Source organism: Streptomyces sp. NBRC 110611 (genome assembly GCF_001590865.1).
GTDB lineage: Bacteria > Actinomycetota > Actinomycetes > Streptomycetales > Streptomycetaceae > Streptomyces.
On record NZ_BBUY01000007.1, the window covers coordinates 190,569 to 203,517 of the forward strand.

Genomic DNA, 12,949 nt, shown 5'->3' on the forward strand with positions numbered 1-12,949 from the left:
GCTACGGTCTGGTGCCGCGTCCGCGGCTGGAGCGGTTCCGTATGCCGAACGTGTCGTTCCGGCCGTGGTCGGGCTCGTAGGGAGGTATGTCCCTGCCGGGCTGGTAGTGCGGTCCCTGGCGGATATGGCGGACCACCACGACCAGGTCCGTCGCCGCCACCATGGCCAAGGCGGCGCACGCCGCCGCCCACTGCGGACGGCCTGCGCCGGCGAAGAGCACGGCCCCGGCGATGGCCCACAGCAGACCCCACAGCGCCAGCCCACAGCGCAGTCTCAGCGAGCTGCGCGCGTGCAGAGGCTCATCTCCGGTACGCATCGGCACCCCTCTCCCACCTCCAGGATCCTCCCGGCCGGGCGGCTCGTCACGTGCCGCTTCGGCGCCTGTCCGTCGTCCGGCATCGTCATGTCCTCGGCCTGCCCTCCGGAGGGCGCGGGTCGCCGGCCGGGTGGGTGTTGATCCAGGACAGCCCGCCGATGTCGAGCAGCGATCGGGCGCGGGTGACGGCGACGTACGCCAGTCGCGCCTCGTCGATGTCGACCGGCCCGGGGAGCGGTGCTCCGTCCGCGTCCTGTTCGTCGAGGTCGTCGGGGCCGTTGAAGTCGTCCGCGATGCGCACGCTGGCCCACTCCCGGCCCTTGGCGCGATGCGCCGTGGACACCGTGACCTCGGCGGACTCCTCGGGCGAGAGCCGGTCCAGCGCGCGTAGGAGGGATTCCGCGCCGTGTTCGTCGACGAGCTCCAGCAGCGGCAGCAGATCCCGGCCGGCCGGGTCGGATTCGGCGTACTCGCGGAGTTCCGGCCAGGTCTCGAAGAGTGTCAGCTCGGGATGGGTGGTGCGGCGGCCGGCCTCGAGATCGTGCGCGGCGCGGGCGAGGGCGCTCAGTGCCTCGCCGCCGCCGGCGAGCGCGACCCGGCGGCCCGCGTCCAGCTGCCGTATCACCTCGACTATCGCCCCCACGTTCGTCCGGCACAGGATGGCCTCCGGCGCACGGAGCGGGCGTAACTCCGTCTCCAGGCAGGGCGAACCCGTGAGCCGGATCGGTGCGCCGACGATCGCCAGCCAGCGGTTCGCCTCGGCGGCCAGCGCCGGTCCGAAGCGGAAGGAGTGGGAGAGGCTGAGCTGTCTGCCGTCGAATCCGGTCATCACGTCGCGTGCGCCGCGCCAGCCGTAGATGGCCTGTGCGGAGTCCCCGACCAGGACGAGCTGGGCGTGGTCGCGTTGCGCCGTGAAGACCTGCTCGACGACCGGGTTGGTGTCCTGTGCCTCGTCCAGCAGCAGGAAGTCCGCCGGGATGACGGGGTCGCGCAGTGCCCACATCTTCAGGTAGTGGTCGTGCTCGAAGCGGACGGCGCCGTGCTCCGGATGCTGCAGATCGGCCCAGGCCTTGTGCGCGAAGGGCAGTGCGAGGGCGGCGAGGTGGGCGTGCAGCGGTGCGGATTCGGCTCCGCGCAGCGGCGGGACATGGTGGGCGGCGATCTCTCTGTCGGCCGACTGGCAGAAGCGGGTGACGGTACGCAGGACCGTGTGGGAGAGCGCCTTGTTGTCGACCTTGCGCGGGCCGATCCGGACGGACATGCCGTCGTCGATGCCCAACGCCTCGCCGGTGCGCCAGCCGGCCTGCCGTGGGGCGTTCATCCGCGCCCGGTACTTGCGGCCCACGGCGGTGTAGGCGAGGGCGTGGGCGGTTCCGCAGGTCACCTCGGCGGGGAACTGGCGGGCGGCGTGCCGGGCGACGGCTCTGTTGAAGGCGATATAGCGGCCGAGCCGGCCCTGCCGCCGCGCCGAGCGCGCGAGCATCGCGAGGGTCGTGGTCTTGCCCGTCCCCGCGCCGGCCTGGATCACGAGGTGGGCGCCGGTGGAGAAGGCTTCTGCCGCGGCGCGCTGTTCGGGCGTGGGCGCGTGGCGGGTGATGTGGGCGGGGGCGTGGGCGGTCATGAGAGCTCCTCGTCTGCGTCGACAGGATGATTACCCAGAGTGAGTTCGTCACTGACTGTAATGGAACTCGGCGGGAGCGTGAGAAATTTTCTGCGGCCTGTGGATAACTCGGCCCTCCGGCCCCGCGCGGGAGGGCGGCCGGAGCGCGTTGTCAGTGCCGTCTGCTTCCATCGAATTCCAGCGAACGCGTGCGTCGGACGGACTGCTGCGGCGGTCCGCGGGAGAGCGGAGCGGGAGGAGCGGCGAGGGAGCGGCGGGAGGCCGGGGACGCACGTGGGCGCGACCGTAGACTCACAGGCCGGAGGATGGACCGGCCGGAAAACGGGGGATGGGATGACGAGGCCGGAGGAGGGTGCCGGGTACGCCGCGGTGGCCCGCTGCGCCGCGGTCTTTCTGCCCGCCCGGCTGCCACGCGCCGGGAAGATCGCTCTCTGGCGGCCCGACGGCGGTCCGCTCCCGGATACCGTTCCCCGGGGAGCGGGCGGAGCGGCGCCGGGCGGGGACGGGGCCGTGGAGGCCGGCCGGCTGACCGTCGCCCGCCGTCACGGCAAGGGCGCGCGGGCCCGTACGGTCCCGGCCGTGCTGTTGCCGCTCGCCGAGGCCGTACCGCTGTTGGTCCGGGCCCGGCACGACCCGGCCGCCGACCCGGCCGCCCGCTGCTGGGGCGCCGCCACGCTGCACGCGCTGCAGCTCGCCGCGCGCGGCCGCCTGCTGCCGGGGCTGACCGGTGACGATACCGACGCCTGGCGCGCCGGACCGCTCGACCCGGAAGACCTCGCCCACCTGCGTGCCATCGCCGCCGCCATGCCCGCCGAGGCCTACGCCGTGCCACTGCCCGGCAGTCGTCCGCTGCGGTTGCACGATCCCGCGGTCCTGGTGCGGCGCTATCTGGACGCGGTCGTCGACGCGCTGCCGCGCACGCCCGCGGCCGGACTCGTGGCCGGCGCGCCGTTCGCCGCAGCCGAGCCCCAGCACCTCCCGGGCGCCCGGGAATGGGCCGCCGAGGTCGCGGCCGGAGCCGACGCCGGCGTGCGGCTCTCGCTGCGCCTCGATCTCGCACCGCACAGGCTCTTCGACGGAGGAGAAGGATCCGGGGAGGGCGGGAGCGACGAGCGCGGTGCGGCGGCCGCGGTCCTGCAGGTGCAGAGCCTCACCGACCCGACACTGGTGGCCGACGCCGCCGCCCTGTGGGAGGGGGCGGGCCCCGACCACTTCGGGCCGCGCGCCCGCGTCGACACTCTCCTGGCGCTGCGCCGCGCCGCCCGCGTCTGGGCACCGCTCGCTCGGCTCCTGGAACGGCCGGTCCCCGACGTACTGCCCCTCGGTGAGGACGAGTTGTCCGAGCTGCTGGGGGAGGCCGCGCCTCGCCTGGGCGCAGCGGGCGTGGCCGTCCACTGGCCCAGGGACCTGGCGCGCGGGCTCACCGCGACAGCGGTGCTGCGTCCGGCGCCGGGCTCCGCCGCGGACGGTTTCGGCTTCTTCGACGCCCGCGAACTGGCCCGGTTCCGCTGGCAGGTGGCGATGGACGGGGTGCCGCTCACGGAGGCGGAGATGGACGCCCTCGCCGAGGCGCACCGGCCCGTCGTCCGGCTGCGCGACCAGTGGGTCCTGGTCGACCCCGGGCTCGTACGCAAGGCCCGCAAGCGTGAACTGGGCTATCTGGAACCGGCCGACGCCCTCGCCGCGACGCTCAAGGGCACCGCGGAGGTGGACGGCGAGGAGGTCGAGGTGGTGCCCCTGGGGGCGCTCGCCGCGCTCCGCGGCCGTCTCACCGCCCAGGCCCGCACCCTGCCCCAGCCGCCCGGCCTGCGGGCGACCCTCCGCGACTACCAGCTGAGGGGCATGACCTGGCTCGACACCATGACCTCCCTCGGCCTCGGCGGCTGTCTCGCCGACGACATGGGGCTGGGCAAGACCCTCACCGTCATCGCGCTCCATCAGCACCGGCGCCCCGCCGAACCGGTGCTCGTGGTCTGCCCCGCCTCGCTCCTCGGCAACTGGCAGCGTGAGATCGAGCGCTTCGCCCCGGGAACGCCGGTCAGCCGCTTCCACGGCACCGGGCGCAGCCTCGACGGCCTGGCCGGCGGCTTCGTCCTGACCACGTACGGGACGATGCGCAGCAGCGCCACCGCACTGGCCGCCCGCAGCTGGGCGTGGGTCGTCGCCGACGAGGCCCAGCATGTGAAGAACCCGAGCTCCTCGACGGCCAAGGCGCTGCGCGGTATCCGGGCCCCGGCCCGGATCGCCCTCACCGGCACGCCGGTCGAGAACAACCTCTCCGAGCTGTGGGCCCTCCTGGACTGGACGACCCCGGGACTCCTCGGCCCGCTGAAGACGTTCCGCGCGCTGCACGCCCGTGAGGTCGAAGGAGGCGAGGCCCCGGAGGCCGCCGAGCGGCTGGCCGGGCTGGTCCGCCCGTTCATCCTGCGCCGCAAGAAGTCCGACCCGGGGATCGTGCCCGAACTCCCGCCCAAGACCGAGACGGACCACCCGGTGGCGCTGGGCCGCGAACAGGCCGCGTTGTACCAGGCCGTGGTCCGGGAAACCCTCACCCGGATCGAGACCGCCGAGGGCATCGCGCGCCGCGGCCTGGTCATGAAGCTGCTCACGGCCCTCAAGCAGATCTGCAACCACCCCGCGCAGTACCTCAAGGAGGCCGCACCGGGCCTGGCCGCCCGCTCCGGAAAGCTCCAGCTCCTCGATGAACTCCTGGACACCATCCTCGCCGAGGACGGCGCCACCTTGCTCTTCACTCAGTACGTGGATATGGCGCGGCTGCTCGAGCGGCATCTGGGAGCGCGCGGTATCCCGGTCCAGCTGCTGCACGGCGGGACCCCCGTCGCCGAACGGGAGAGGATGGTCGACCGCTTCCAGGCCGGGCGGGCACCGGTCTTCCTGCTGTCCCTGAAGGCGGCGGGGACCGGTCTGAACCTCACCCGCGCCGGACATGTGATCCACTACGACCGCTGGTGGAACCCGGCGGTGGAGGAGCAGGCCACCGACCGTGCCTACCGGATCGGCCAGACCCAGCCCGTCCAGGTCCACCGCCTGATCGCCGAGGGCACGGTCGAGGACAACATCGCCCAGCTCCTCAGCGCCAAAAGGGCGCTCGCCGACGCCGTGCTCTCCGGGGGAGAGACGGCGCTCACCGAACTGTCCGATGCCGAACTGGCCGATCTCGTCTCCCTGGGGAGGCCCGGATGAACCCTCGCCCTGCTTGGAGCCGCCCGGACTCGAGCCGCCCCGCCGCTGCGGACCGGGCGTCCCGTACGGATCGGACGTCCCGTGCGGATCGCACCCGTACCTTCCCGCCCCTGCCGGCCAGACCCGGCGCCCGGGGGCTGTTCGCCGAATCCTGGTGGGGCAGCGCCTGGCTGGACGCGCTGGAGACCACCGCCCTCGACAGCGCCCGGCTCGCCCGCGGCCGGACGTACGCCCGCGACGGCCATGTCGACACCATCACCGTCACCCCGGGCCGCGTCATCGCCACCGTACGCGGCAGCCGCCCCCGCCCCTACCTCGCCGAAGTCCGTCTCAGAACGCTCACCGATCAGGAGTGGCACAGCCTTCTGGACGCGGTCGCCGCGGAGCCCGGACGGCTCGCCGCCCTTTTGGCCAAGAAGCTGCCCCTCGCGCTGGCCGAGCGCGAGGAACGCCTGCTGCCGGGGCCGGGCGACCTCGTCCCCCGGTGCTCGTGCCCCGACGACGGGCGGCCCTGCAAACACGCCGCCGCGCTCTGCTTCCAGGTGGCCAGGCTCCTGGACGCGGACCCGTTCGTCCTGCTGCTGATGCGCGGCCGGGGCGAACGCGAACTCCTCGACGAGCTCTCCCGCCGCAACGCCGCCCTGACCGCCCGCGAAGCCCGCGGGTACCCGCACACCGCCACGCCGCCGGCCACCGCCGGCCGCGGATCCGGAGAGCCCGAAGGAACACCGGCAACGCGCGGAACCGCACATACCGCTGCCGGGGAGGCGGCCGCCGCCCCCGGGGAGCCCACGGCACCGGGGACCCCCACGCCGCCCGGCGTCCTCGCGCGCACGGCCCTCGCCGACCGCTCCCGGCCGTCGCTCCCGCCGCCCCTGCCAGTGCCCCCGCACCCCGGCCGGCCGCCCGCCCTCCCGGACGGCGACGGCCTCCCCTTCGACCCCGCCACGCTCGAACTGCTCGCCGCCGACGCCGCGGCCCGCGCCCACGCCTGCGTCTCGGCGGCCGCACCCCCGCCCCCCGGTGGCGGGCCGCCGGACCGCCCCAGCTTGTTCCCGGACCTCCCTCCCCGGGAGGACGCCATCCGCCTGGCCGCCACCGCCCACCCCACCGCGGGGCTCACCTCCGCCACCCGTGCCCTCTACCGCGACCTGGCGGCGGCCACCGGCCGGACTGCCACGGACGTGGCCCGCTCCGTGGCCGCCTGGCGGCAGGGCGGCCCCGAAGGCCTCGCCCTCCTGGAGACCACCTGGAACCCGCCGGCCGGCGACTTCGACCGGGCCCGCAGTGCCCTCCTGGCCGCGGACCTCCCCGCCCTGCGCCCGCACCGCAACCACCTCACCGACCCGGGCCGCGGCGTCCAGCTCCGCTTCGGCCACGACCACCGCTGGTACCCCTACGAGTCCGAGCCCGGCGCCGGGGACTGGTGGCCCGCCGGGCCCGCCGACGCGGACCCCGTGGGCGCCCTGACCACCCTCCTCGCGCGATGACTAACCTCAAGGCCGTGGAAGGTCTCGACACACTCACCCGGTCCCTCGCCCAGCGCACCCCCGAGCAGCTCGCCGCACTCCTCACCCGCCATGCCGAGCCGCTCTCCCGCCGCCCCGCGGCCACCGGACTGCGTGGCCTGGCAAGCGCTTTGTGGTCCTACGAAACCCTCCACCACCTGGTGCTGCACCTGGACCACCCCGGGCTGCAGGTGCTCGCCAACACCGCCCGCATCAGCCAGGAGCGCGCCGCACAGGACGCCCCCGGCCCCGCCGCGCCCGCCCCGGGAGCCGACTACCAGTCCCTGATGGCGCACCGCCTGTCCTTCGCGCAACTGGCCACCGCCCCCGTCCCGCCCGAGGACGTCTTCACCGCCCTCGACGCCACCGGACCCGCCCGCGGCGCCGCCGAAGCCGCGCTGCGCGCCCTCTACGAGAACGGACTCGCCGCCCCGGCCGAGGACGGCGCCATCGTCGTCCCGCCCCGCACCCCGCAGCTCCTGGCCGCCCACGACCTCGGCCCGTTCCTCCCGGACGCCCCGTGCCCCGCCCCGGAGACCACCGCCGCCTCCGAGGGGCCCACCGCGCCTGCCCCCGTGACGTCACCGCATGACGAGTCCCGGGCCGCCGCGGCCACCCTCGCCGCCACCCTGGAGCGCCTGCTGGCCTCCCTCGCCGCGCAGCCCGCCGCGCTGCGCAAGTCCGGCGGCCTGACCGTGCGGGAGATCAAGCGGCTGGCCAAGGCGGCCGGCGCCACCGAACCGCACACCCGGCTCCTCCTCGACCTCGCCCTCGCCGCCGGTCTGATCGCTCTGACCCGCACCCCGGCCGGCATCACCGCCCTCCCCACCAGCGCCTACGACGACTGGCTGGGCCGGCCGCCCGGCCGGCGCCTCGCCCCCGTGCTGGCAGCCTGGTCCGCCCTCTGGGACATCCCCAGCCACACCCCCTTCGGGGAGACCCCGACCGCGCTGGTCCGCGGCCACGACCGGCACGCCCCGGCCCTCCGGTACGCCCTCCTCGCCGCTCTGGCGGCCGTCCCCCTCGGCGCGGGGGTCCCGCTCCCGCCCCTGCCGGGCACCGCGGCACCGGAGCCGGAGCCGGAGCAGCGCCCGGCGACCGCCGGCGCCTCGCTGCGCGCCCTCCTCCGGGCCGCGGACTGGCACCGCCCCCTCGCCGTCACCCACCAGCCGATGGCCGAGGAGCGTGCCGCCCACACCCTCCACGAGGCCGCCTGCCTGGGTCTTGTCGCCCACGGCACGCTCACCCCGCTGGGCCGGGCCCTGCTCGCCGGCCCGCACTCCCTCGACGCCGCGCTCACGGACCTGCTCCCGCCGCCGCTCCAACAGGCCCACTTCCAGGCCGATCTGACCGCCGTGGTCCCCGGCCGCCCCGCCGCCACGCTCGACGGACTGCTCGCCTCAGCGGCCGACCGCGAGTCCGAAGGGCACGCCGTCACCTGGCGCTTCACCCCCGCCTCCGTACGCCGCGCGCTGGATGCCGGGCACACCGCCGACACCCTCCTCGACGACCTCACGCGGACCTCGGCGACCGGCACCCTGCCGCAGCCGCTGCGCTACCTGATCCAGGACGCCGCCCGCGCCCACGGCCGGATGCGGGTCCTGCCCGCCGCCTGCTGCGTCCGCTCCGACGACGAAACCCTGATCAAGGAGCTCGCCGCCCACCGTGCCCTGCGGGATCTCGCGCTGCGCGTCATCGCACCGACCGTCCTGGTCAGCGGCCGTCCGCCGGCCGCCACCCTGGACGCCCTGCGCGCCGCCGGCTACGCACCCGCCCTGGAGTCCGGCACCGGAACCACGACCGTCGAACGCCTCCCCGCGCACCGCACCCACGCCGCCGCGCCCACCCGCGACCCGCAGGCACCGCTCGCGCTCGCCCACCGCCTCCTGGGGCTCCCCGCGCCCCCTCAGGAGCCGGGCGGGACGGCGGTACCCGCACGTTGACGGTCCCCGGGCCCACTGCCCCGGGCGACGGCTTCCAGGCCGCCGCTGCTCTGGGCAGCCCCCGCTGCTCTAGGCAGGGGGCCACGGCCCGGTGGCCGAGGAGGGTTCGGTCGTGGTGGGCAGAGGCGGCTGGAGGGATATCGGGGGTGTCTCCCAGCCCGCGGAGCCGCCTCGTGCCGGGCGGATCCGTGCCGTGTTCCGCAGCAGGCGCAGCGCCGCCGGGCGCGGCAGGAAGCGGGCCGTGCGGACGGACGGCGTGACGACGTCGGCGTAGGCGCGGCAGACGGCGGGGCGGGCCGCGGCGGGGGAGTGGAGGACCTCGCCGGTGGTCAGCGCCCAGGGCTCGTGCACGATGCGGCCGATGGCGCGCTGCACCCTCCGGGCGAGGGCCGGATCGTCCATGCCGTGCCGGCGGAGCGCCGTACGGAGGGCGGCGGCGCTGTGGGCGGCGATGGACAGGCCCTGGCCGAAATCGGGGGTCAGGGAGACCACGGCGCCGCCGAGTGCGACGAAGCCGGTGGGCCAGGCGGGCAGCTGGTCGTAGCGGCGTCGCCGGCTGAAGGTGTCGCGGGACAGCCGTACCTCGCTCAGCGGCTCGGCACCGGCGATCAGGTCGCCGATGGCGGAGCTGCCCGTACGGCGGGCGAACGGCACGAACCGTCCGGCGTGTTCGGTCGGCCGGTCGTCCCCGGTGCCGGTGAGCGTGACCAGCCAGCGGCCGCCCTCGATGGGGACGAGGGTGGCCGTCGCCGCCGGCACCCCGCGCGGCGGGCCGGTGTGCGCGAGGGGGGCACCTCCCTGCTCATGGGGGTCCCCCCTGTTCGAGCGGAGCCGAGAACTCGGGGGAGGAGCCGGGAGCTCGGGGGGCGCGGCGCTGCGGACCGAGCGGGAGGTGAGCACCGGCAGGGGCCGCAGGCCGTCGGGGGCACGGAAGATCCGGGTCGCCGAGACCGTCCCGGAGTCCGCGACGTCCTCGACGGCGCTGGGCAGTCCCAGGGCCCGCAGCCGGTCCTGGGTGGTGGAGTGCCGGCCGGTGGCGTCGATGACGAGGTCGGCGTCGAGCCGATACGTTTCCCCGGTCGTGGTGTCCCGGACGCGTACGCCCGTGATGTGTTCCGCGGTGCCGGTCAGCCCCTCCGCTTCGGTTCCGTCGAGGACGGTGACGCCGGGGAGGGCGGGAACCTGATGGCGGATGACCCGGTCGAGCAGATCACGGGAGCAGGCGATCAGGTACGGCAGGCGCCGGCGGCCTAACCGGGCCAGCGGCGAGTGGGCGGCGAGTTCGGCGGGCATCGGGACCCGGCGGGCGCCTTCGGCGAGCCACCGGTCGACGCTGCCGGGCAGCACGGCATCGATCTTCCGGGCGCCGTCGGCGGCCAGCAGATGGGCGTGCCGGGCCTGCGGAAGGTCCGTGGGCAGGGCGGGAGTCCGCGGCAGCCGTTCGCGCTCGACGACGATGACGTCGGCGTGCCCGGAAAGCGCCGCGGCGGCGAGCATGCCGGTGAAGCCGCCGCCGAGCACCACGGCGAGGTACGGGTGGATGAACTGCAGCCCGCTGCTGCTCGTACTGCTCGGCGCGTTCATGGGCGGTCCCTTTCTCGGCGGCGCGCGGTCCCCCGGCGCGAGCGGGGCACGTCAAGGTAGGGCGGTGCCGCAGACGGTCGGGAGCGCCGGCGCGCGGCGGCGATGACGGCGTCGGCGGCGGCCGTGAACGAGGCCGTCAGCGAGGGCGGCAAGGAGAACGGCAGGGACGTGGTCGCGGTCCGCAGAACGCGCAGCGACGCCGGTGGCAGTGGTTGTGCTCGCTGTGGGTCCCGGCAGGCCGGCGCGAGTGCCGGCCTGCCGCCCCCCGATTTCCCCATCATGCTTCCCCCTCAGGCCGTGTCCGGGCCGCCCCGCGCGCGGTCACGTCCTCCGTCACCCGCCCGTGTCACCGGGTGCGGTGGGTGGGTGCGGCTGCCTCGCGGAGCGCACTCCCCCTGGGGACGCGGCCGTCACCACTGGTCAACAACGGACACAGTTCGGGATCGTAGGCGGCGCCGATCACATCCGGTAGCCATGTTTGAGCGAGAGGCGCGACAGAGCCACCCCGGGAATACCGATGGGTAAATCTGGAGCAAAACGACGTAATGGGCGGAAAATGCCTGGCTGCTTTCTCTCGTAGCGAGAAAGCGGCCGGGAAATTCCCGTGCGGAGAAGAGGAGGAGACGGGAAAACGCGTGGGAATCCCCGCATGGTTGGCGCGAAATGATCGGGTGGCCACGGTCCGGAGGGCGCCGTGCCTACCCTGTGCGGGCACCGCACCGCAGAACCCGAGGGAGAGACGTGCGCGCGATCGTGATGCGAGAATTCGGCGGCCCGGACGTGCTGCGGCTGGAGGACGTGCCCGAGCCGGCACCCCGCAGCGGACACGCACTGGTCGACGTCGCCCTGGCCGGCATCAACTACGCGGATGTGCACGTACGGGGGAACTCCTACCTGGCGCCCGTCGAGCTGCCGTACATACCCGGCAACGAGGTCGTGGGGACCGTGGGCGGCACCCGGCGCGTCGTCGGCCTGTGCCGTGGCGGCGGATACGCGGAGCGGGCGCTGCTGCACCGCCGGGTGACCTGGGACGTCCCCGACGCCGTCAGCGACGAGCAGGCCGTCGCGCTGGCGCTCCAGGGCAACAGCGCCTGGCATCTGCTCTTCACCGTGCTGCGGATCACCGAGGGCGAGACGGTCGTCGTACCGGCCGCGGCCGGCGGCGTCGGCTCCCTGGCCGTCCAGCTCGCGGCGCGGGCCGGTGCCAGGGTCATCGGCCTCGCGGGCTCCCCGGAGAAACGCGAACGGGTCCGGGAGCTGGGCGCCCACGCGGTCGTCGACTCGGCCGCCGAGGACCTGACGGAGCGCATCCTGGACGCCGCGGGCGGCCCGGTCGCCGCGGCGCTGGAGATGACCGGCGGCGTCACCTTCGAACGGACCCTCGCCGCCGTCGCGCCGCGCGGCCGGCTCGCCGTGTACGGATTCGCCGGCGGCGAACTGGCGAGTGTGCCGACCCGGGACCTGATGCAGCGGTCCATCACCGTCTCCGGCTTCTGGCTGCCGCAGCTCTACGCGGACCGGACGGCGCTCCCGACGTCCATGAAGGCGCTGTTCGACGCGGTGTCCGACGGTTCCCTCAAGCCGCTGACCGGTGCCGTCCACGGCCTCGCCGAGGCGGCCCGGGCGCACCACGACCTGGCGGCCCGCACCCCCACCGGGAAGCTGGCCCTGGACGCCACCCGGTAATTCCGGTAGTCCGGGTGTCCGAGGGACACTGCGGCTCCGGGAGCGCACCCCGGGGCCGTCCGCCGGGGGGCGCCGCCCGGCGCGTGACGAGCGGGGCGGACGCTCGTAGCCGAACCGCCGTGCGCCGGCGCACGGAACACTGCCAGGAAGAGAGCACACGATGGGCAACAGCACCACACCGAGCGGCACGACCACCACGGCTCCGGGCACCCCGGGCCGCGCCAGGACGGCCGGCGGAACCGGACCGTCCACAGGGTCCCGGACGTCGGGATCCAGCCATGCCGAGCGGGTCTTCCTCGTCCAGACGGCCTTCGCCGAGCTGGGCGGATCCGCCCACGGGCCGGGCGAGATCGCCGAATTCACCGGCCTGGACGACTCGGTCGTCTACCGCATCCTGCAGTCCGGCATCTACCAGCGGATCTTCGAACGGGTCGACCGGGGCCTCTACCGGCTGCGGACCTCGGCCGCCCAGCTCGCCTTCACCGCGCTCGACCACCGCCTCGACGGCGCCCAGACGGTGCTCGGCGAGCTGCGGGAGGCCACCGACGGCGGGCTGGCGTTCCTCTACATGGTCGCCCCGTTCTCCGGCGCGCAGCGGCAGTGCGTCGATATGGCCGTCGGCGACTCCGACCTCGCGGAGCTGGGCATGACACCACGCGATGTGCTGTCCGTGACGCGCTCTCTGCGCACCGGTGCCTCCGGGCGGACGATCCTCGCCTACCTTCCCCCGGTGCTCCAGCAGCGGGTGCTGGCCGAGCCGGTACCGGACCAGGCGGGACCGGGCGTCTACGTGGACAACGACGCGCTGCTGGCATCCCTCGCGGAGGTGCGCGACCTCGGCTACGCGCTCGGGTACGAGGAGTGCATGGCCGGATGGAACTCCTGCGCCGCGCCGATCATGTGGGACGGTTCCATCATGGGCGCGGTCCTCCTGCTCAAGCTCAAATCCGTGATGCCGGTGCCACCCAACAGCGTCATCGAGGCGACGAAGGAGGCGGCGGCCGAACTCAGCCGGTACGGAGCGGCCCGGCCGGACGCGGGCCAGGCCGACAGGGCCCGGGCCTGAGCGCCGCGATCTCCGGGGAGG

General features: G+C 74.9%; 8 protein-coding genes. 5 read left to right on the forward strand and 3 right to left on the reverse strand.

Annotation, left to right across the window (positions count from 1 at the left end; all coding sequences use genetic code 11):
- Position 1: 1 nt before the first annotated feature.
- The gene (locus AZE13_RS17925; protein ID WP_066932413.1) at positions 2-316 is read right to left on the reverse strand and encodes a DUF6343 family protein; all 315 of its coding nucleotides are present in this window, start codon (positions 314-316) and stop codon (positions 2-4) included.
- Between the two features lie 85 nt (positions 317-401).
- Positions 402-1,937: a UvrD-helicase domain-containing protein gene (locus AZE13_RS17930; protein WP_066932415.1), complete on the reverse strand. Its 1,536-nt coding sequence runs from the start codon at positions 1,935-1,937 to the stop codon at positions 402-404.
- Between the two features lie 333 nt (positions 1,938-2,270).
- On the opposite strand from AZE13_RS17930, the gene AZE13_RS17935 reads away from it, so the two are divergent.
- The 3 genes from AZE13_RS17935 to AZE13_RS17945 are packed head-to-tail and all read left to right on the forward strand — an operon-like array spanning position 2,271 to position 8,592.
- Complete coding sequence (locus tag AZE13_RS17935) at positions 2,271-5,141, forward strand: DEAD/DEAH box helicase (RefSeq protein WP_066932417.1); 2,871 nt, start codon at positions 2,271-2,273, stop codon at positions 5,139-5,141.
- Complete coding sequence (locus tag AZE13_RS17940; protein ID WP_066932418.1) at positions 5,138-6,631, forward strand: SWIM zinc finger family protein; 1,494 nt, start codon at positions 5,138-5,140, stop codon at positions 6,629-6,631. The genes AZE13_RS17935 and AZE13_RS17940 overlap by 4 nt, the downstream gene beginning before the upstream one ends.
- Positions 6,628-8,592, forward strand: coding sequence for a helicase-associated domain-containing protein (locus AZE13_RS17945; protein WP_066932420.1), 1,965 nt, complete (start codon positions 6,628-6,630; stop codon positions 8,590-8,592). The genes AZE13_RS17940 and AZE13_RS17945 overlap by 4 nt, the downstream gene beginning before the upstream one ends.
- A 69-nt stretch (positions 8,593-8,661) precedes the next feature.
- On the opposite strand, the gene AZE13_RS17950 is transcribed toward AZE13_RS17945, so the two are convergent.
- A complete protein-coding gene (locus AZE13_RS17950; protein WP_066932422.1) occupies positions 8,662-10,176 on the reverse strand; it encodes an FAD-dependent monooxygenase in 1,515 nt (504 codons plus the stop codon).
- 741 nt (positions 10,177-10,917) lie between these two features.
- Between AZE13_RS17950 and AZE13_RS17955 the strand changes: the two genes are divergently transcribed.
- A complete protein-coding gene (locus AZE13_RS17955) occupies positions 10,918-11,862 on the forward strand; it encodes a zinc-binding alcohol dehydrogenase family protein (protein WP_066932424.1) in 945 nt (314 codons plus the stop codon).
- Between the two features lie 160 nt (positions 11,863-12,022).
- The gene (locus tag AZE13_RS17960) at positions 12,023-12,928 is read left to right on the forward strand and encodes an IclR family transcriptional regulator C-terminal domain-containing protein (RefSeq protein ID WP_066932426.1); all 906 of its coding nucleotides are present in this window, start codon (positions 12,023-12,025) and stop codon (positions 12,926-12,928) included.
- Positions 12,929-12,949: the final 21 nt, after the last annotated feature.